21 protein-coding genes are annotated in these 18,520 nt (G+C 69.1%); 12 read left to right on the forward strand and 9 right to left on the reverse strand.

Going from position 1 to position 18,520, the window contains the following annotated elements; genetic code table 11:
- Positions 1-195 precede the first annotated feature (195 nt).
- Positions 196-828: a TIGR00296 family protein gene (locus J2754_RS11165; protein WP_188876341.1), complete on the forward strand. Its 633-nt coding sequence runs from the start codon at positions 196-198 to the stop codon at positions 826-828.
- On the opposite strand, the gene J2754_RS11170 is transcribed toward J2754_RS11165, so the two are convergent.
- Positions 825-1,991, reverse strand: coding sequence for a nicotinate phosphoribosyltransferase (locus tag J2754_RS11170; protein WP_188876339.1), 1,167 nt, complete (start codon positions 1,989-1,991; stop codon positions 825-827). The two genes, J2754_RS11165 and J2754_RS11170, sit on opposite strands and share 4 nt — an antisense overlap.
- A gap of 83 nt (positions 1,992-2,074) precedes the next feature.
- On the opposite strand from J2754_RS11170, the gene trpY reads away from it, so the two are divergent.
- Positions 2,075-2,578: a TrpY family transcription regulator gene (gene trpY / locus J2754_RS11175; RefSeq protein ID WP_188876337.1), complete on the forward strand. Its 504-nt coding sequence runs from the start codon at positions 2,075-2,077 to the stop codon at positions 2,576-2,578.
- Between the two features lie 10 nt (positions 2,579-2,588).
- Complete coding sequence (locus tag J2754_RS11180; RefSeq protein WP_188876904.1) at positions 2,589-3,212, forward strand: IMPACT family protein; 624 nt, start codon at positions 2,589-2,591, stop codon at positions 3,210-3,212.
- On the opposite strand, the gene J2754_RS11185 is transcribed toward J2754_RS11180, so the two are convergent.
- The 4 genes from J2754_RS11185 to upp all read right to left on the reverse strand — a co-directional run bounded on the left by J2754_RS11185 (position 3,213) and on the right by upp (position 8,377).
- Entirely contained in the window at positions 3,213-5,918 is a 2,706-nt protein-coding gene (locus J2754_RS11185) for a TRAP transporter permease (protein WP_211087483.1), read from the reverse strand. It lies immediately after the preceding gene.
- On the reverse strand, positions 5,915-6,436 hold the full coding sequence (locus tag J2754_RS11190) for a DUF1850 domain-containing protein (RefSeq protein ID WP_229772751.1): 522 nt from the start codon (positions 6,434-6,436) through the stop codon (positions 5,915-5,917). Before J2754_RS11190 ends, J2754_RS11185 begins: the two co-directional genes overlap by 4 nt.
- A gap of 23 nt (positions 6,437-6,459) precedes the next feature.
- Positions 6,460-7,470, reverse strand: coding sequence for a TAXI family TRAP transporter solute-binding subunit (locus tag J2754_RS11195; protein WP_188876333.1), 1,011 nt, complete (start codon positions 7,468-7,470; stop codon positions 6,460-6,462).
- A 229-nt stretch (positions 7,471-7,699) separates the two neighbouring features.
- A complete protein-coding gene (upp, locus tag J2754_RS11200; protein WP_211087484.1) occupies positions 7,700-8,377 on the reverse strand; it encodes a uracil phosphoribosyltransferase in 678 nt (225 codons plus the stop codon).
- Positions 8,378-8,482: 105 nt separating this feature from the next.
- On the opposite strand from upp, the gene J2754_RS11205 reads away from it, so the two are divergent.
- The 3 genes from J2754_RS11205 to J2754_RS11215 all read left to right on the forward strand — a co-directional run bounded on the left by J2754_RS11205 (position 8,483) and on the right by J2754_RS11215 (position 11,660).
- Positions 8,483-8,776 carry a DUF7990 family protein gene (locus J2754_RS11205; protein WP_188876331.1) on the forward strand — a complete coding sequence of 98 codons (294 nt, stop codon included), beginning with the start codon at positions 8,483-8,485 and terminating at the stop codon, positions 8,774-8,776.
- Positions 8,776-9,735, forward strand: coding sequence for an ArsA family ATPase (locus J2754_RS11210; protein ID WP_211087485.1), 960 nt, complete (start codon positions 8,776-8,778; stop codon positions 9,733-9,735). Before J2754_RS11205 ends, J2754_RS11210 begins: the two co-directional genes overlap by 1 nt.
- 179 nt (positions 9,736-9,914) lie before the next feature.
- Entirely contained in the window at positions 9,915-11,660 is a 1,746-nt protein-coding gene (locus J2754_RS11215; RefSeq protein ID WP_188876329.1) for a carbon starvation CstA family protein, read from the forward strand.
- 27 nt (positions 11,661-11,687) lie between these two features.
- On the opposite strand, the gene J2754_RS11220 is transcribed toward J2754_RS11215, so the two are convergent.
- Entirely contained in the window at positions 11,688-12,326 is a 639-nt protein-coding gene (locus J2754_RS11220; RefSeq protein WP_188876328.1) for a DUF8052 family protein, read from the reverse strand.
- Positions 12,319-12,693, reverse strand: a complete 375-nt coding sequence (locus tag J2754_RS11225) for a cupin domain-containing protein (protein WP_188876327.1) — start codon at positions 12,691-12,693, stop codon at positions 12,319-12,321. Before J2754_RS11225 ends, J2754_RS11220 begins: the two co-directional genes overlap by 8 nt.
- 94 nt (positions 12,694-12,787) lie before the next feature.
- Between J2754_RS11225 and J2754_RS11230 the strand changes: the two genes are divergently transcribed.
- From J2754_RS11230 to J2754_RS11240, 3 genes are all read left to right on the forward strand, one after another.
- On the forward strand, positions 12,788-12,997 hold the full coding sequence (locus tag J2754_RS11230) for a DUF8007 family protein (protein ID WP_188876326.1): 210 nt from the start codon (positions 12,788-12,790) through the stop codon (positions 12,995-12,997).
- A 64-nt stretch (positions 12,998-13,061) separates the two neighbouring features.
- Positions 13,062-13,748 carry a DUF5828 family protein gene (locus tag J2754_RS11235; protein ID WP_188876325.1) on the forward strand — a complete coding sequence of 229 codons (687 nt, stop codon included), beginning with the start codon at positions 13,062-13,064 and terminating at the stop codon, positions 13,746-13,748.
- Positions 13,749-13,788: 40 nt separating this feature from the next.
- Positions 13,789-14,982, forward strand: a complete 1,194-nt coding sequence (locus J2754_RS11240; RefSeq protein ID WP_188876324.1) for an inorganic phosphate transporter — start codon at positions 13,789-13,791, stop codon at positions 14,980-14,982.
- On the opposite strand, the gene J2754_RS11245 is transcribed toward J2754_RS11240, so the two are convergent.
- Positions 14,975-16,327 (reverse strand): hemolysin family protein, encoded by a 1,353-nt coding sequence (locus J2754_RS11245; RefSeq protein ID WP_188876323.1) that lies wholly within the window; start codon positions 16,325-16,327, stop codon positions 14,975-14,977. The genes J2754_RS11240 and J2754_RS11245 overlap by 8 nt on opposite strands.
- Before the next feature lie 96 nt (positions 16,328-16,423).
- Here J2754_RS11245 and J2754_RS11250 point away from each other — a divergent pair, with 96 nt between their 5' ends.
- From J2754_RS11250 to J2754_RS11260, 3 genes are read left to right on the forward strand one after another with little or no spacing between them, the layout of a single operon-like run.
- Positions 16,424-16,726 (forward strand): glutaredoxin family protein, encoded by a 303-nt coding sequence (locus J2754_RS11250; RefSeq protein ID WP_211087486.1) that lies wholly within the window; start codon positions 16,424-16,426, stop codon positions 16,724-16,726.
- Positions 16,726-17,235, forward strand: coding sequence for a redoxin domain-containing protein (locus J2754_RS11255; protein WP_211087487.1), 510 nt, complete (start codon positions 16,726-16,728; stop codon positions 17,233-17,235). The genes J2754_RS11250 and J2754_RS11255 overlap by 1 nt, the downstream gene beginning before the upstream one ends.
- Positions 17,232-17,825, forward strand: a complete 594-nt coding sequence (locus J2754_RS11260) for an L-threonylcarbamoyladenylate synthase (protein WP_211087488.1) — start codon at positions 17,232-17,234, stop codon at positions 17,823-17,825. The genes J2754_RS11255 and J2754_RS11260 overlap by 4 nt, the downstream gene beginning before the upstream one ends.
- Positions 17,826-17,828: 3 nt before the next feature.
- Here J2754_RS11260 and J2754_RS11265 read toward each other — a convergent pair whose 3' ends face one another.
- Positions 17,829-18,473 (reverse strand): CRISPR-associated protein Cas4, encoded by a 645-nt coding sequence (locus J2754_RS11265; RefSeq protein WP_188876320.1) that lies wholly within the window; start codon positions 18,471-18,473, stop codon positions 17,829-17,831.
- Positions 18,474-18,520: the final 47 nt, after the last annotated feature.

Here is an 18,520-nt window from a genome sequence, read left to right on the forward strand (position 1 = left end):
AAGGGGTTCGATGCGACGTGTGACAACCACTACCACACATCGTATAAGTACCTTCTGGCCACACCGGTTTCGGCCCGACGGTGGATTCGGCGCCGAGAGACCGCCCGAGCACCGAATACTCGATTTCCGTGACTCATCACGTATTCGTCTGTCGGGGAAGGATTCAAGTCCGAACGGGCCGTATATGTACGCGTGATGTCCGAGGCCCAGTCGATCCATCTTTCTGAAGACGACGGCGTGCGGGCCGTCGAACTCGCGCGTGACTCGGTCGAAGCGTTCGTTCGTAACGGACAGCGCGAACAGCCCGGGAGCATGCGCGACGCGTTCTACAACCGGACGGGCGCGTTCGTCCGCCTCAAATCGACACGGGGACGCGGACGACTCCGCGGTTGCGCGGGCGCACACGACTCCGTTCGAGACCTCGGGAACGAATCGAAGCAGTTGGGTCACGCGATCGTCGAGGCCGCGATCAAGGCCGCCAGCGACTCCTCGTGCGGATCCGAGGTCGAGCCCGCCGAGCTCGACACGATCCGCGTCTCCGTCTGCACCGTCTCGAACCTCATCCTCACCGACGACCCGGTCGCCGACATCGACCTCGGGACGCACGGCATCATCGTCGACGGCAACGGTCAGTACGGCTGGATGTATCCGACTGTCCCGGTCGAGAACGACTGGAGCGTCTTCGAGTACCTCGATCGGACCTGCCGGAAGGCCGGGCTCCCGAACGGCGCGTGGGAGAGCGACGACGTCGTCGTTACGCTCTTCGAGGGCCAGGTCTTCGAGGAGACCGAGCCGAACGGCGAGGTCGACGTCCGCGGCCAGCGTTAGAAGTCCACGTCGTCCGCGTCCGCCGCCGACCGCCGCGCCGCCTTCTCGATGTCGAACTCCCGGACGATCTCACCGTCGCGGAGCAGCGGCTCTAAGAGCGCCTCGCCGTCGGTCGGGCCCGGACGGACATCGAGGCCGACGTGGTGTGCCCCGTCCGGCGTCCGATAGACCTGTTTGGTCCCGGAGAGCTTCCCGCGTTTCGCGCAGGGGTCGCCGTCGCGTTCGACGATGTCGAGCGCGAAGTCCACGGGATCGGCGTTCGAGACGTAGCCGCCGACGCCGAACCCCTCGACGACGTCGCGGAGGTCGCGCAGGTCGGCGGGGCCCAGACCGCCGCTGACGAAGATCCCGACGTCGTCGTGCCCCCGGAGGTCGAGCTCCCAGCGGACCTCCTCGACGATGTGGCGGAAGTTCCCGCGGCGCGAGCCCGTCGTGTCGAGGCGGACGCTGTCGAGGCGCTCGCCGAGCGTTTCGGCGGCGCGCAGCGCCTCGTCCTTCTCGTCGGAGTAGGTGTCGACGAGCGCGACGCGGGGCACCGAGGGATCGACGGCCTCGTCGAAGGCCCGCCACGCGTCCTCCTGGTGGCCCGAGCCGAACGCGATGAGGAGCGCGTGGGGCATCGTCCCGCTCGCCTCGTGACCGATGACCTCGCCGCCGGCGACGTGGCTGATGCCGTCGAGACCGGCGACGAGCGCGCTCCGCTCGACCATCGCCGCGATCGAGGGGTGGACGTGGCGCGCGCCGAAGCTCAACACCTGGCTCTCGGGGGCGGCGCGTCGAACGTCGAGCGCGCGGGTCGCGCAGCCGCTCGCGTGCGAGAGGAAGCCGAGCAGGCTCGTCTCGTAGCGAGCGAAGTCGAGGTAGTCGCCCTCGATACGCATGACGGGCCCGCCGTCGAAGAGCCGGCCCTCGCGCATCGCGTCGACGTCGATCGGCAGCCCCTCGAGGAGGTGGGCGGCGTCCCGCACGCCGCCGAAGAGTTCGAACTCCCCGGTGGGGAACTGATCGGCCGTGACCTCCGCGACGACGTGCGGGTTCTTCCCGGCGTGTTCGAGCGTCGTCTGCGTCCGCTCGAAGTAGGCGTCCGTCGCCCGGCCGTCACGGATGGCGTCGACCGGCACGATGTCGAAGGGCCCGTCGGCCGACGGCGCGTCTCGTGGCATGCTTCGAGCTATCGGCGGCGGGGCGAAAAAGCATGCGGGGCGACCCCGGACGGTTTTACCGGGTGCGTCGCGTACGCGTCCGTGTGTTCGAGGACATCATGCGGAAGTTCGAGGGGAGCCCGGGCCAGCAGGCCGTCATCAGGCTCCTCCTCGAACGCGGGTTCTCGGTGAACGACGACGGTCGCGTGGTCACGGGCGGCATCGAGATCCCGAACACGCAACTGGCCCGAGAGGTCGGCGTGGATCGCCGCGTCGTCGACTCCACCACGGACGCCATCCTCGCCGACGAGGAGCTCAGACGCATCTTCCAGAACATCAGTCAGATCCCGAGCCTGATGGATCTCGCCCCCGTCCTCGATCTGACGGTGGTGACGGTCGCGGTCCACGACGCCGACGAGCCCGGGCTCGTGGCGACCGTGACCGGCCTCCTCGCGGACCACGACGTCAGCATCAGACAGACGATCAGCGAGGACCCCGAGTTCACGGACGAACCGCGCCTCTATCTCGTCGTCGACGCCGACCTCCCCGGCGACGTCGTCACCGAGCTCATGCAACTGCCCTTCGTGCGCTCCGTCGAGCTGTCGTGAGGTGGGACGCGTGAGCGAGGACGCCTACGAGACGCTCGCGGGACCGGGCGAGGCGCGCTTCGAGATCCGAGGGTCCGAGTTCGTCGGCCGCGCCCGCCCCGTCGAGGGCGTCGCGGCCGCCGAAGCGTTCGTCGACGAGGTCCAGGAGCGCTACGCGGACGCGACCCACAACGTTCCCTGCTACCGGGTCAGGGTCGAGTCCGGCAGTCCCGGCGGCGGGCACCTGCTCCGCGAGTACCAGAGCGACGACGGTGAGCCCTCGGGGTCCTCGGGGAAGCCCGCGCTGAACGTCCTCCAACAGCGCGGGATCGAGAACGCCGCCGTCGTCGTGACGCGCTACTTCGGCGGGACGGAACTCGGCGTCGGCGGCCTCGCCCGGGCGTACTCGCGGGCGGTGAAGGAAGCGGTCGACGAGGCGGGCGTGACGACGCGCGAACCGCGAACGGCGTTCGACGCCGTCGTCGACTACGACGACTCGGGGACGGTCCGGGGGATCCTCGAATCCGCCGAGTGCGACTTCGAGGCGGCGTACGAGGAACGCGTCTCCTTCGCGGTGACGTGCCCGCGCGAGGACGCCGACGCGCTGAAAGAACGGTTGCGAAGCGCGACCTCGGGGCGCGTCGAGATCGCGTAGTCAGGCTTCGACGCTCGCGGCCGCACCGGCGTCGGCGTCGACGGACTCGCCGTCGGTGCCGTCGCGAGTGCGGCGGTTCTTCAGGACGAGCGCGACGAACAAGAGGAACCCGAGCGCGCGCAGGGAGAGGTCGAACGCGAGGGACGCGACGCCGAGCGTGTCGCGGACGACGCCGAGGAGTCCCGGGGCCATGAGACAGAGCGCCGCGAGCGCGAACCCGGCGCGTTCGACGCGCGAGAGCGGCGAGTAGAGGTAGCCGATGACGGTCGGCCCGAGCGCGTAGACGCCGAGGAAGACCGCGATGACGGGGACGAGGACCTCGGGGACGAAGAAGCCGAGATCGGCGATGTCGGCGGCGGTGAGCGTGTGGACTGAATCGGCGCCGCCCGTCCCGCGCAGGAGGAGGATGCCGGGCGAGAGGACGAACGCGAAGGGGACGATGGCCTTGTTCAGCGAGAGGCTGAACGCCTCGACCCCGGTCTGGAACTGATCGGATTTGGCGATCCCGGAGGCCGCGTAGGCGGCGACGGCGACCGGCGGCGTGATGTCCGCGATGACGCCGAAGTAGAGGATGAAGAGGTGCGCGGCGAGGATCGGGATGCCGCCGATGCTGCTGATCGCGGAGCCGAGGAGGCTGACGAGGATGATGTAGGTGACCGTCGTCGGCATCCCCATCCCGAGAATGATGGAGGAGACGCCGGTGATGAGGAGGAGGAGGACGAGTGAATCGCCGCTGACGGCGAGGATGAGGCTCGTGAGATTCGGCCCGAGCCCCGTGGAGGAGACGACGCCGGGGATGATGCCGGCGGCGGCGACGGCGACCACGACGGTCGTCGCGGTGCGCGCGCCGGACTCCATCGACGCGCCGACGAAGGAGAGGTAGCCGAACGCACGGTTGTCGGCGAGCGAGGGGCGGCGGAGGACGCCGCCGACCGTCTCCGCGGACTCCTCGACGTGCTCGTCGTAGTCGAGGAGCGGACTGTCACCGCGCGGGCGGGCGAGGAGGGCGGCGACGCCGACGCCGATGACGACCCACCCGAGGTGGGGCGAGGCGTACGCGAAGGCCTCGCCGAGGGGCATGCCGGTCGCGCGCGCGCCGGTGAGGAACTCGATAACGTTGACGCCGGCGGCGGCGAACGACGCGAGGTCAGCGGCGAAGAGCGCGACGATCCCGACGAGCATCGGGAGGCGTGTCCGCTCGTTGTACGCGGCGACGAGCGCGATGAGCGCGAACAACGCGACGATGGTGAACCACGCCGAGCGCGCGGGCGTGTAGCGGACGATAACGAGGTAGTAGATGAGGAGGAAGAGCGGGAGGAGGTAGAACCATCCCTTGCGGAGGTGGGCTTTGACGTCGACCAGCGCGTCCTCGGTGACGCCGCCGATGCCCGTCCGGGAGGCTTCCAAGTGGACCATCACCCACACGCCGAAGAAGAAGACGATAGCGGGGATGGCCGCGGCGACGACGACCTCGCTGAACGGCGTGCCCGTGTAGGAGACGATGAGGAACGCCGCCGCACCCATGACGGGCGGGAGGATCTGCCCGCCCGAGGAGGCGGAGGCCTCGACCGCCCCGGCGAACTCGGCGCGGTAGCCCGAGCGCTTCATCAGCGGGATCGTGAACGCGCCCGTCGTGACGGTGTTGGCGATGGAGGAGCCGCTGATCGTCCCCATGAAGCCGCTGGCGAGGATGCTCGCCTTCGCGGGGCCGCCCTTCCGGCGGCCGGTGAGCGAGTACGCGAAGTCGATGAACCACCGGCCCGCCCCGGACATCTCCAGGAACGCCCCGAAGAGCACGAAGATGTAGATGAACTGCACGCTGACGGAGACGGGGATGCCGAAGATGCCGTTCTCCGTGTTGAACCACATGTTCTGGATGATTGTGTGCCAGTCGATCGCGGTCGTCCCGAAGACGCCGACGAGCGGCGCGTCGCTCGGGATGAGGTAGCCAAAGCGCGCGTAGACGAGGAAGGAGCTGACGAGCACCATCAGGGGGAAGCCGAGCGCGCGCCGCGTGGCCTCGAGGACGAGGAGCGTCCCGACGACCCCCATCAGGAAGGCGTACGACGTCGACCCGAGCGGGATCCCGACGGCGGCGAGCGCGTCGACGAGCGGGTGGAGGAAGCCGAAGACCTCCTGAATCGGCCGGCCGGCCTCGAGGCCGAAGACGCGCAGGCGCTGGATCTCGGTGAACTCGGTGACGACGTAGCCGCCGGCGAGGAGGGCGAGCCCCATACAGACGAGGTCCACGGGCGTGACGCGTTCGCCCTCGCGGTCCAGCATGAGCCACGCGAGCGCGGCCGCGACGCCGTCGGCGAGGCGAGCGACCGGGCCTCCGACGCGGGCGTCGATGGCGTCGTGCGCCGCAGAGAGTCGGCGGGCGAGGAACCCCTGACCCATCGTCGGCGGGAAGAGGAGGAAGGCCAACAGGAGCGCGAACGTCACGTGGATCGCGTTGACCTGGAGTTGCTGGAGGGCCGCGATCCTGATCCGGCCGACGACCGGGAGCGTGACGGTGAGGGTGAAACCGCGCGCGGCGAGCCAGAGTTGGAAGAGGGAGAAGGCGGTCCCGATGACTGCCGCGAGGATCGCCGCGGCGCCGCGGAGGCTCCGCTTGCGTTCGAGTTCCTGGACGATCTCGTCGGCGTCGTCCGGGAGGCTGTCGTCGACGTCCGTCTCGGCGTCGGTGGTCGGTGTCTCACTCATGAGTGTAAGATCGTGGCGAGTAGCGAGCGGTCGGTGACGCGGATCGTGACGGCTCGCGCGTTCGAGCGCTCGACGAGATCGTACGTCCGGTCGTCGACGACGAGTCGGTGACCGGCGACGCGACCGGGTTTCACGTGGATCTCACGGCCCTGCCAGTCGGGATCGGCGAGGACGAACGTCCCGTTCACCTCGCGGACGTCCGAGCGGCTGGGGAGGCCCCACCCGTACGACTCGAACTCCATGCGGGTGTAGACGAGGGTGTGTCCTCGGACCGTGTACTGATCGACGACGGGCGACTTCTGGACGCTGTGCGTGTAGTGGAGCGCGACCGTCGAGTTCTCGTGGACCGGCGTCTGGATGACGACCTCGCCCGTCTCCTGATCGGTGACGGTGAGCTGTTTACCGGCCGGGACGGCCGACGCGGTGGCCGTCGCGAGGAGCGCGACCACGACGACGGCGGCGAGCAGCGCGGCTCGCCGGCCGAGGCGCTCGCGGAGTCTGTCGATGAAAGCGAACACGAGTGAAGAGTCGGGGTGCGCGTTCAGCCGAAGTAGGCCTGCGCGCCCTCGTGGAGGTCGATGGACATGCCGTCCTGGGCGCTCGCCTTCGAGATGAAGTTCGTCTTGATGCTGAGCTCGTCGACGTTGTCGAAGATCGCCGCGCTGACGTTCTCGACGACGTCGGCGGGCTGCTCGGCGTTCGTCGCGATCATCGCCTGCACGGCGACGGTGGGGACGGCCTCGTCGATGCCGCTGTAGGTGCCGGCGGGGATCTGGTCGTCCGCGAAGAAGGAGGCGGCGTCCTTGACCTGCGCGCGGGCGTCGCCGTCGATGGGGACGATGCGGACGTCCTCGGTGGTGGCGAGGTCGCTGATCGCGCCGACGGGCCAGCCGCCGACGGTGAACGTCGCGTCGACGTCGCCGTTACGGAGCTGCTCGGACGCCTGGCTGAAGCTCGTGTTCTGCTCCTCGAAGTCGTCCTGCGTGATGCCGACGGCGTTGAGGATCTGGAGCGCGTCGACCTGCGTCCCGGAGCCGAGGTCGCCGGTGTTCACGCGCTTGCCCTCAAGGTCCTGGAGGGTCTCGATGCCGGACTCGGCGAGCGTGACGACGTGGATGGTCTCCGGGTAGAGCGTCGCGACGCCGCGGAGGTTCTCGATGGGGTTGTCCTGGAAGGCGTCGATGCCGGTGCCGTTCTTCGCGAAGTACGCGATGTCGTTCTGGATGAGCGCGAAGTCGGCGTCGCCCGAGTAGAGGCTGCCGACGTTTTCGACGCTGGCGCCCGTGGATTGGACCTGCACGCCGTAGTCGGTGTGGCCCTCGATGACGCTCTTGAACTCGTTGGAGAGCGGGTAGTAGGTCCCGCCGGTGCCGCCGGCGTGCCACGAGAGGCGGGTCTCGCCGCCGCTCCCGCCGCTCGTCGTACTGGTCTCGCCGTCCTCGCTCGTGGTGGTCTCGCCGTCGCCGGAGCCGCCGCCGGAACAGCCGGCGAGCGCCGCGATGCCCGCTACCCCGGTAGCTTTCACGAAGTCACGTCGGTCAAACTTCGACATATACGGAGGTAGCACACCGTATATGTAAATATTCGCTGGTTTGCTACGAACGTTCGGGCGGGTATGAAAGGCCGCGCCGAGCGGCAACGCGTGCGTCGCTCCGTCGACGCGCGATCCACCACCACCGAGTCACTGTCTCACAGGGGAGCCGTCCGGGGGTGCGTTTCGGCTCGACCGTTCGGCCCGCCGACCCGGTGGAGTACTGCGGTTTCGAGGAGAAGCGAGGGGGTTACTGCGTCCGGAAGGCCCGGTCGCCGGCGTCGCCGAGGCCGGGGATGATGTAGCCGTTCTCGTCGAGGTGGTCGTCGATGGAGACGGTGAGGAGGTCGGCCTCGGGGAACTGCTCGCTGACGCGCAGGAGACCGTCGGGGGCCGAAACCGCGGAGAGCACGAAGAGGTTCTCCGGGTCGGGCTGATCGTCGAGAACGGCGTCGAGGACGGTGCACATCGTCGAACCCGTGGCGAGCATCGGGTCGGCGACGATGACCGTGTCCTCCTCGCGGATGTCGGGGAGCTTCACGTAGTCGACGGTGATGGGGAACTGGCCGTCCTCTCGCATGCCGGCGTCCTCGTCGCGGCCCGCGGAGATGACGCCCTGCTTCGCGCGGGGGAAGGCCTTGAGGAGGCCCTCGACGAACGGCGTCGCGGCGCGCAGGACGTTGATGATGACGACGTCGTCGAGCCCCTTCACGCGCTCGCCCGTCGTCTCGGTGAGCGGCGTCTCGATGAAGACGTACTCGGTCTCCATCGCGCCGTCGATGACCTCGTAGCCGGCGATGCGGCCGAGCTTCACGAGCCCCTTGCGGAAGGCGACCTGTTCGGTGTGCTTGTCTCGGAGCTTCGAGAGGGTGTCCTTGGCGAGCGCGTGCGTGATGACGTGCGCGTCGTCTCGGTCCTCGATGGTCATGGATGGAGAAGGGCCCGGGCTCGGGGTGAATGTACCGATCCGGAGTCGCCGCCGCGGCCCGCGCACGCCGGCGGTGTTAAACCCGCACGGTCCCACGTGACGGTCGTGACGATCCACGAGCAGTTCGCGCGCTTCCGCGAACGGGCGGCGGAGGTCGTGCACGGACTCTATCACGGGATGATCGAGCACCCGGCGTTCGAGCAGATCGAGGACGAGGCGATGGATCAGGAGGACGCATTCTTCTTCGCGTGCTTCGCCGACGCCTTCGGGATCCCGAGCCCCGTCTCCTACTACACGGCCGAGCTCCTCCCCTACCTCGCCGAGGACTTCGAGGCCTGGGAGCGCCGGATGTGGGACCGGGACAGCGTCCTCGACTGGAAGGGGCACTTCCACTTCTGATGGCGCGATTCACCTTCTTCGGTGGGAAGGGCGGCGTCGGCAAGACGACGGTCTCGGCGGCGTACGCGCTGCGGTGCGCCGACGCGGGGCACGAGACGCTCGTGGTCTCGACCGACCCCGCGCACAGCACCTCCGACGTCTTCGACCAGCCGTTCGGCGACGAGCCGGCGCTGGTCGCGGGTCACGAGCGCCTCGACGCGATGGAGATCGACCCCGAGGCCGAGGTGGAAGCCCACCTGATGGACATCCGCCGCGAGATGGAAGCGCAGGTGAGTCAGGTCGTCGTCAACGAGATCGACAAGCAGATCGAGATGGCCCACGAGACGCCGGGGGCGTACGAGGCCGCGCTCTTCGATCGCGTCATCCGCGTGATGCGCGAGGAGGCCGAGGCGTACGACCGCGTGATCTTCGACACCGCGCCGACCGGCAACACCCTCCGACTGCTCTCGCTCCCCGAGTTCCTCGGCGACTGGGTCGATCGGCTCATCGAGAAACGCGAGACGAGCCTCGATCTCTACCAGAAGGCCGCGATCGGCAGAGAGGAACCGCGAAAGACCGCCGAGAACGATCCGATCATCCGTCGGCTCCGCGAACGCAAGGAGAAGTTCGAGTTCGCGGGCCGGACGCTCCGCGAGGAGGCGGACTTCTACCTCGTCCTGAATCCGGACGAGCTCTCGGTGGCGGAGACGCGTCGCACCGTCGAGCGCCTCGGTGAGCACGGCCTCGCCGTGGCCGGCCTCGTCGTGAACAAGGTGACGCCGGAACCCGACGGGGACGAGCGCGGACGCGGCGCCGACTATCTCCGAGAGCGCGTCGAACGGGAGCGCGAGCGGATCGCGGAAGCCGAGGAGACGATCCCCGTCCCGGTCGTCGCGCGCATCGCGTCGCGGACGGGCGAGGTGACCGGCCCGCTCCTCGACGAGGTCGCGGCGGAACTCGACATCGACGTCGGCGACTGACGGGACGAGCGCGGGCGCGGTCGATGGGCGGTAGACGGTGGATGGTGGAGGAGATCGGCGGGCGATAGACGGTGGGCGGCGGACCACGGACGAGCCGCGGGGAACACGCCGCCGAGGGGGAGACGCCGCCTTCCGTAGAAGAAACAATTATGTATATTCGTGAGTTTCTCACGCATGACATGGTCGCTTTACTCTGGCTGGTCGTCGGTGTCCTGATCCTCTTCAGCATCGGCTACCTCGGCTACTCGAAATATCTCGCCGGGTTCGTGGGGCTCGACGAGGACGCCGAGACGCCGGCGCACAAATACGAGGACGGACAGGAGTACGTTCCGGCGAAGAAACCGGTGCTCCTCGGGCATCACTATTCGAGCATCGCCGGCGGGGCCCCCATCGTCGGGCCCATCACCGCCGGCCTCCTGTGGGGGTGGCTCCCCGCGGTCCTCTGGATCGCCATCGGGAACCCCCTGATGGGCGCGGTCCACGACTTCGTCTCGCTGAGCGCCAGCCTCAAGCACGAGGGGCGCTCGATCGGATACATCATCGGGGAGTACGTCGGCGACGAGGGGAAGAACCTCCTGCTGTGGTTCGCCTTCCTCACCATCATCCTCGTCGTGGCCGTCTTCGCCTTCGTCGTCGGGCTCGTCTTCCAGCAGTATCCGAGCGCCGCGACGGCGAGCATCCTCTACATCGGGCTCGCGCTCCTCTTCGGCGTCTACCTCTACCAGCTCGATCTCCCGTTCATCCCGGGGACCGTCATCTTCGTCTCGCTCGTCTTCGTGAGCGTCTTCGTCGGTCTCGAGTTCCCGATCCAGCTCAGCCAGCAGCAGTGGATCCCCATCGTGTTGATCTACTCGCTCATCGCGAGCGTCCTCCCGGTCTGGACGCTCCTACAGCCGCGTGACTACCTCTCCTCGTTCCTGCTCTACGCGGGCGTCGGCGGCGCGCTCGTCGCCGTCATCGTCGGCACCGTGCTCGGCCCGTACCTCGGCGCGGTCTCGCCGAGCCAGCCGCTCGTGACGAACATCCCCGCCTTCACCGGGTTCGGCGGGAACTCGACGCTGGGCGCGTTCAGCCCGCTGTTCCCGATGCTGTTCGTCACCATCGCCTGCGGGACGATCAGCGGCTTCCACTCGCTCGTCTCCTCCGGGACGACGTCGAAGCAGCTCAACAAGGAGACCGACGCCCGGCTCATCGGCTACGGCGGAATGCTCGGGGAAGGGCTCCTCGCCACGCTCTCGCTCTGCGCGGTCGCGGTCGTCGGCGTCACCGCGAGCGACGCGACGGGCGGGGTCGGCCTCGCTCTCCCGAAGTTCGCCGAGGGCGGCGGCATCTTCCTCAGCAGCCTCGGGATCCCGGCCTCCTTCGGCGCGCCGTTCATGGCGCTCGTGATGGTGAGCTTCCTGCTCACCTCCACGGACACCGCGCTCCGACTCGGTCGGTACCTCTTCGAGGAGATCATCGGCACGCCCGAGACGCAGGTCCAGGAAGCGGCCTCCAATCGCTACGTCAACAGCTTCGGACAGTGCGTCGTCGCGTACGTCCTCATCGCCTCCGGGACGTGGACGCCGCTCTGGCAGCTCTTCGGGAGCGCGAATCAACTGCTCGCCGCGCTCGCGCTCCTCACGGGGACGGTCTGGCTCGCGAACTGGAGCGAGAAGAAACAGCTCCTCAGCACCGGCGTGCCGATGGCGATCATGAGCGCGATCACGGTGTGCGCGCTCGTCTACCTCGAGTACTACCAGAACCTCTACCAGGGGCTGATCCTCGGGAACTCATCGAGCGCGACGTGGTCGCTCGCGCTCCAGATCGTCATCGGGACGGTCCTGATTATCCTCGCGCTCTCCCTGCTCAATAAGGGGGTCACGAACGTCCGCGAGGCCCGCGGGAAGCGGCCCGCGGCGACCGACGGCGGCGTCGACGAGTAAGCGCGTCTCTCGCCCGCGTCCCTTTTTCTATCCGAAGATCGCGTCCGCGACCCGCCCGAACAGCCCGCGTTCGCGGGCCGCCGGGTCGCGCCACGTCCGGAAGGCGTCGGCGACGTCGGCCTCCTCGCTCGCCACGCACTCCTCGGCGTCGGGCGCGACGACGAGCAGGTTCACCTCGTAGTGGCCGTAATAGCCGTACTTGAGGAGCGTGCGCTCGCGGAAGCCGTCGACGTAGTCGCGGACGGACGCGTCGATCTCGGGGACGACGAGCGCGAAGGTGAATTCCGTGCTGTAATGGCGTTCGTTCGGCGTGATGCGGGCGTCGGCGAGCCGGTGGCCGAGGTCGACGAGGTCGTCGAGGTCGTCGGCGTGGAGGTCGGCGGCGCGGCGGACGAAGAGATGCTCGTCCGAGTCGTGTCGGCCGTAGGAGATCGAGGGGTGGAGGAAGTACTTCTCGCGCTGGAGGTTCAGCTCCCCGTAGAGCGGCCACGTCTCGCCCGCGGCGTCGGCGTCGCGTTCGAGGTCGAAGGAGTACTGGAGGCGCTCGGCGACCTCGTCGAGGTAGGCGTCGTCCCACGTCGGCCGCGTCGGGGCCTCCGGGGCCGCGTCAGTGTCGGCGTCAGCGGGCGCGTCGCCCGTCCCGTCGGCGGCCGACTGCTCACTCATCCGCCTCGTACGGCGCGACGTCGTCCACGTTCGGCGCGCCGACGGCGACCGCGCGGACCGGTCCCGCGGCGTCCGCCGGGACGCTGGCGAAGTGCGGGCTCTGGGGGTCGGCGACGAACACCTCATCCGCGCCGACGACGAACTCGCCCTCGGGCGTCTCGACGTGGAGTTCCCCGGAGAGCACGTAGAAGGCCTCCTCCTGTTCCTCGTGGACGTGGTAGGCGAGGGGGATGGACTCGCCGGGGTCCGCGGTGTAGACGTTGAGCGCGAAGTTGTCGAGGTCGGCGGCGTCGGTGATCGAGCGCTGATCGCAGGGGCGCTCGGGCGTGGGTTCGAGTTCGTCCGGGTCGATCGTGTGATATCCCATGGAAACGTCGTCGTGGCCGAGAGAGAAAAGGTCACGGTCGACGGCGACTCGCGGGCGCGTAACACCGAAGTTCGTGGCGTGCCAAGGGAGACGCATGCGAGTCAAGGACGACGTCGAGGCGTGCGGGCGCTGCGCGATGTCGAGCGCGGCCGACCTCACGAGCGGACGGAGCCCGTTCGCGGACGCGAACGTCATCGAGGTCGAGGAGAGCGAGGTCCGCGCGGTGTCTCGTCACGTCGTCGCGCTCGGGCGACTCAAGACGGCGTTGAACGAGTGGGCGCGCGCGCTCACGTACGGGCGCTAGACGCGTGCCACCGAGTCGCCGGCAACACGTAAGGGCGATGCCGACGTACCGAGGTCGGTAAGGGATGGACGAGAGCATTTCGGGCTTCCGCGTGCGCGGAACGTGGGGCGACGTCGTCGAGCACGGCGAGCGTATCACGTCGGCGCTGCGGGAGGTCGATGCGGACGAGCCCTACCGGGACGCGTACGAGGAGTGGGACGACTGGCGGCCGAAGACCCACGAGCGTCTCACGACCGACGTCAACGAGAAGACCGCCGAGCAGGCGAGCGTCGGCGAGGGCGAGGGCGAAAAGGCCGGCGAGGACGTCGACGACGACCTCCAGACGGCCGGCGAGCGCCTCAGCGAGTCCTACGAGAAGTTGGAGGACGACGACGCTGAGGGCGCCGTCGAGAAGTGGGGTGAGTCCATCGGGCACGTCGCGCGCGCCGCCGACACCGCGGGCCGACGCGCCCTCCGAAAGGTCGAGAACACCGTCTACAAGCGCGTGATGACGCAGGTGGCGCCCTACTACTTCGACAACGACCTGATCTCCGCGAACATCCGACGGGTGCGCGGCGAGGACGACGTCTTCGCCTTCGAGGTGCAGGTGAACGACGACGACCTGCGTGACGACGTGCGGGAGGTACTCCACGAGTACGACGACGTGGAGCGCTGGCACGTCGACACCGAGAAGGAGACGGACGCGGCCGCGGCCGCGGAGGGCGTCGAAGCGCCCCCGACCGGTGGCGAATCGAAGCCGTCGACGAACTGAGTCGACAGCCCTTTCTCCGCGCCCCCTGTCGAGGTTACAAATGGTCACCGTCGCCGCTGCCGGGACCCTGCTCGTCGCCGCGCTCGCCAGCATGTTCATGGCGTGGACCATCGGCGCCGGATCGAGCGGATCGACGCCGTTCGCGCCCGCCGTCGGGGCGAACGCCATCCCCGTGATGCGCGCGGGCTTCTACGTCGGTCTGCTGGGGTTCCTCGGGGCGGTCCTACAGGGCGCGAACGTCTCCGAGGCCGTCGGTCGCGGCCTCATCAGCGGGGCGACGCTCACGTCCGTCGCGGTCATCGTCGCGCTCCTCACGGCCGCGACGCTCGTCGCCGTCGGCGTCTTCACCGGCTACCCGATCGCCACGGCGTTCACCGTCACCGGTGCCGTCGTCGGCACCGGCCTAGCGATGGGCGGCGCGCCCGCGTGGGACAAGTACGCGCAGATCGCGGCGCTGTGGGCGCTCGTCCCGTTCGTCGGTGGGTTCACGTCGTTCGCCACCGCGTACGGCCTCCGCGAGATCGACCGCGACGCCCTGCTCGTTCCCGCGCTCGCGGCCGTCATCGGCGCGCTCGTGGCGAACGTGAAGTTCGTGCTCCTCGGCCCGCCCGGCGTGGGCCAGTCGCTCGCCACGACGGTCGCACGGGCGTTCCCCGGCGTTCCGACGACGCTCGCCGTGGCCGGGGCCACCGCGGCGATCGCGCTCGTCGTCGCCGGCCTCGTCCGCTGGGACGTCCGCGAGAACGGCGACGCGGGGAACCGTCACTTCCTCCTCGCGCTCGGCGGCCTCGTGGCGTTCTCCGCGGGCGGAAGTCAGGTCGGCCTCGCCGTCGGCCCGCTCCTCCCGCTCGTCGGCGACAGCGTCCCCACGACGTACGTCCTCGTGGGCGGGGGTCTCGGGCTCCTCGTTGGGTCGTGGACCGGCGCGCCGCGGATGATCAAGGCGCTCGCGCAGGACTACTCCAGCCTCGGGCCCCGCAGGTCGATCGCCGCGCTCATCCCGAGTTTCGCCATCGCGCAGGCCGCCGTCTTCTTCGGCGTCCCCGTCTCGTTCAACGAGATCATCGTCTCCGCCATCGTCGGCGGCGGCTACGCGGCGGGCAGCGCGGGCGGCGGCGTCAGCCGCGAGAAGATGCTCAAGACCGTGGCGGCGTGGGTGGGGTCGCTCGCGATCGCGCTCGCCGCCAGCTACGCCGTCTTCCACGCGGCCGACGTCGCGCTCGGCCTCACGTAGACTCGAGCGTCTCGTCGACCTCGTCGGCCTCGGGCTCCCCATCGAGTTTCGTCACGCGCGCCTTCATGATGCGGGTGTTCTCGACCTGCTCGGCGCGGAGTTCGACGTTCTCGTAGCGGAACGTCTCACCGACCTCGACGAGGCGGCCCGCGCGGTTGAAGATGAACCCCGCGATGGTCTCGAACTCCTCGCCCTCGGGGAGTTCGATCCCCAGCGCCTCGTTCACCTCGTCGACGTTCACCTCGCCGCGGACGATCACGGTGTCGTCGTCGACGAACGTCACCGGGCGCTCCTCCTCGCCTTCGAGGATCTCGCCGACGATCTCCTCGATGAGGTCCTCGGTCGTGATGAGTCCCTCCGTGGTGCCGAACTCGTCGAGGACGACGACGAGGCCGACGCGCTCCTCTTGCATCTCCTGGAGGAGTTCGTCGACGTTCTTCGACTCGGGGACGTGGAGGGTGGGCTCCATCAGGTCGTCGAGGGTCACCTCGTCGCTCTCGCCGTACTGGTGTTGGCGGACGAGATCGCGGAGGCTGACGGTGCCGACGACGTTGTCGAGACTCCCCTCGTAGACCGGGAGGAGTTCGTGTCCGGAGCGGACGCACGTCTGGATGGCCTCCTCCAGGGAGGCGTCGGTCGAGACGGCGTCGACGTCGAGACGCGGCGTCATCACCTCCTTGGCGATGGTGTTGTTGAACCGGAAGATCCGCTGGAGCATCTCGCGTTCGTCCTCCTCGATGACCCCCTCGCGCTCGCCCGTGCGGATCATCTCCTGAATCTCGTCGCGCGAGACGTAGGAGGACTCGATGGCCGCGCCGCCGCCCGTGAGGCTGTTGACGATCCGCGTGAGGTGATCGAAGGTAACGACGAGCGGCAGGAGGAGGCGTTCGCACCACTTGAGGGGACCGGCGATCCGGAGCGCCCACGTCTCCGAGTTCTCGACGGCGTAGGACTTCGGCGCGCTCTCGCCGAAGAGGAGAACGAGCGCAGTGACGCCGAACGTCGCCGCGATGACCGCCTGTCCCTGCGAGAGGTAGAAACCGAGAAGGCCCGTGGCGATCGACGACATCGCGATGTTGACGAGGTTGTTCCCGACGAGAATGGTGATGAGGAGGCGGTGCGGGTCGGCCTTCAGGTCGGCGACGGCCTGCGCGCCCGGCACGCCCTCCTCGGCCAGCGACTCGACGCGGTGGCGCGCGAGCGAGAACATGGCGAGCTCGGAGGAGGAGAAGAACGCCGAGAGCCCCATCAGCACGACGAGGACGGCGACCCCGACGGCGGTGATCGTCGGCGTGTCGAACCCCAGCACTGCCGGCGTCGTCGCGAGAAGTGCAGATGCGCCCATTCGGTACCGTGGGTTCCGGCCCCCGACGATTAAGCGTTTCTGCACGGTTCCGCCGGGGGCGAAGCGTTTACCCGGGATTCGCCCGACGGTCGAACCATGAGCGCGACCAGCGCCCCACCGAACCCGGAGAGCCAGGACGAAGCGATCACGCTGTATCGCCTCCAAGCGTGCCCGTACTGCGAGCGCGTCGTACGCGTGCTCGACGACCTCGGCCTCAAGTACCACTCGCGGTTCGTCGAGCCGATGCACTCGGAGCGCGACGTCGTCAAACGCCTCGTCGGCGCGCGGACCGTCCCCGCCATCGTGGACGAGAACACGGGCGTCGCCATGGCCGAATCCGCGAACGTCGTGCGATACCTAGAGAGCACCTACGGCGACGGCGAGGGGGGTGAGAACTGATGGTCGATTTCGAGGTCACGGATCTCCCGGCAGCCGACCACCCCGAGGTGGGCGAGACCGCCCCGGACTTCACGCGCCCGCTCGTGACCGCGGAGTTCTGGGAGGACGCCACGCTCTCCGATCTCACGGACGAGGACCCGGTCCTCCTCGTCTTCCATCCGATGGACGGCGCGTTCCCGACGACGTACATGTGGCAGGAGCTCGTCGAGCGCGACCTCGACGTCCAAGTCGTCGGCGTCTCGATCTCCACGCCGTACGAGCACGCGACGACGATCGAGGAGCGCGGCCTCGAAGCGGTCGGCTATCGCCTCTTCAGCGACCCGCAGAACGAGGTCGCGGAGGCGTACGGGATCAGCCACGACCTCGACGGGATGGCCGGCGTCTCCGAACCCCGGCCCTCCGTCTTCCTCGTGGAGGAGGACCGAACGGTCGCGTACGCGTGGACGGCGCAGGAGTGGCCCGATTTCCCGGCGTACGACGCGATCGAGGCGGCCGTCGCGGAGCTGTGAACGTCCCCGCAGGCGAGCTGGACGCGGCCGCGGACGCCATCGAGCGCGGCGACCTCGTCGTCTACCCGACGGAGACGGTGTACGGCCTCGGCGCGGACGCCCTTGACCCGGACGCGATCGAGCGCGCGTACGCCGCGAAGGGCCGCGACCGCTCGAAGCCGCTGAGCCTCGGCGTGCCGAGCGCCGACGCCGCGCGCGACTACGTCGTCGCCGGCGAGCGCGAGGAACGGTTCATGGAGGCGTTCCTCCCCGGTCCGGTGACCGTCGTCTGCGAGAAGCGCGACGTCGTGCCGGCGGCCCTCACGGGCGGGCGCGAGCGCGTCGGCGTCCGCGTCCCCGACCACGACGTCGCGCTCGCGCTCTTGGAACGCGTCGCGCCCGTCACCGCGACGTCCGCGAACCGGAGCGGAACGGGAAGCGTCCGTCGAGCGGCCGACCTCGATCCGGCCTTCCGCGACGACGTGGCCGTCGTCCTCGACGGCGGCGAGACGGGCGGCGTCGAGAGCACCGTCGTGGACGTCGCGAACGACGAGATCATCCGCGAGGGGGCGAACGCCGACGCCATCGCGGCGTGGCTCGCCGACCACTGAGGATCAGAGCAGCGAGGAGAGCGAGCGCGTGCGGACGCCGCAGTCCGTGCGGTAGTCGCAGTTCGCGCACTTCGCGTCGTTCCGGAGACGCGAGGGCGGGCCGTCCATCCCGCGGACGGTCCGCAGCGTCCGTCGATACGCCGCCTTCGCGCGCGCCGTGATCGGCACCTCGCGGACGACGGCGTGACGCGGGTACTCGACGTAGGCGTACTCGACGGGCGTGCGCTCGCGCCACGCGAGGGCTTTCGCGGCCGCGACCGCGCGCACTCGCTGCGGTTCCCACACGCCCGCCTCGGGCGGTTCGCCCGGCGAGACGAGCGTCGGCGCGAGCGGGGAGACGACCTTCGCGGCGCGCCCCCGGCAGTCCTTCCCGGTGAGCAGCACGTCCGTCTCGTCGGGCGACACGAGACCCGGATACCGGGTCAGGACGGCCCCGAGTCGCGCGCGGTAGGTCGCGGGATCGACGGCCACGGTGTTCCGGAGCGCGGCGTCGCTCGCCTCGACGAGCGTCGGATAGCGGCGAGCGAGTTCGCGGACGCGATCGACCGATGCCGGGAGGTCGCGGACCCCCTCTCTACGCCGGTAGTAGAGCTGGCGCGGGCAGTAGGCGGCCGTTGCGAGGTCGCTGAAGGAGACGAGGTCGGACACGCGACCCGATGGGCGCGCTATCGGGCTTGAACTTCGGGAAAACACCT

Origin of the sequence: Halarchaeum nitratireducens, from assembly GCF_017874695.1 — an archaeon.
Lineage (GTDB): Archaea > Halobacteriota > Halobacteria > Halobacteriales > Halobacteriaceae > Halarchaeum > Halarchaeum nitratireducens.

Bases quoted from the DNA above. Each gene is read 5' to 3' on its own strand.
- J2754_RS11165 (WP_188876341.1), top strand. From the start codon at position 196: ATGTCCGAGGCCCAGTCGATCCATCTTTCTGAAGACGACGGCGTGCGG.
- J2754_RS11255 (WP_211087487.1), top strand. From the start codon at position 16,726: ATGGTCGATTTCGAGGTCACGGATCTCCCGGCAGCCGACCACCCCGAG.
- J2754_RS11170 (WP_188876339.1), bottom strand. From the start codon at position 1,991: ATGCCACGAGACGCGCCGTCGGCCGACGGGCCCTTCGACATCGTGCCG.
- J2754_RS11230 (WP_188876326.1), top strand. From the start codon at position 12,788: ATGCGAGTCAAGGACGACGTCGAGGCGTGCGGGCGCTGCGCGATGTCG.
- upp (WP_211087484.1), bottom strand. From the start codon at position 8,377: ATGACCATCGAGGACCGAGACGACGCGCACGTCATCACGCACGCGCTC.
- J2754_RS11195 (WP_188876333.1), bottom strand. From the start codon at position 7,470: ATGTCGAAGTTTGACCGACGTGACTTCGTGAAAGCTACCGGGGTAGCG.
- J2754_RS11210 (WP_211087485.1), top strand. From the start codon at position 8,776: ATGGCGCGATTCACCTTCTTCGGTGGGAAGGGCGGCGTCGGCAAGACG.
- J2754_RS11185 (WP_211087483.1), bottom strand. From the start codon at position 5,918: ATGAGTGAGACACCGACCACCGACGCCGAGACGGACGTCGACGACAGC.
- J2754_RS11235 (WP_188876325.1), top strand. From the start codon at position 13,062: ATGGACGAGAGCATTTCGGGCTTCCGCGTGCGCGGAACGTGGGGCGAC.
- J2754_RS11250 (WP_211087486.1), top strand. From the start codon at position 16,424: ATGAGCGCGACCAGCGCCCCACCGAACCCGGAGAGCCAGGACGAAGCG.
- J2754_RS11215 (WP_188876329.1), top strand. From the start codon at position 9,915: ATGGTCGCTTTACTCTGGCTGGTCGTCGGTGTCCTGATCCTCTTCAGC.
- J2754_RS11240 (WP_188876324.1), top strand. From the start codon at position 13,789: ATGGTCACCGTCGCCGCTGCCGGGACCCTGCTCGTCGCCGCGCTCGCC.
- J2754_RS11245 (WP_188876323.1), bottom strand. From the start codon at position 16,327: ATGGGCGCATCTGCACTTCTCGCGACGACGCCGGCAGTGCTGGGGTTC.
- J2754_RS11220 (WP_188876328.1), bottom strand. From the start codon at position 12,326: ATGAGTGAGCAGTCGGCCGCCGACGGGACGGGCGACGCGCCCGCTGAC.
- J2754_RS11225 (WP_188876327.1), bottom strand. From the start codon at position 12,693: ATGGGATATCACACGATCGACCCGGACGAACTCGAACCCACGCCCGAG.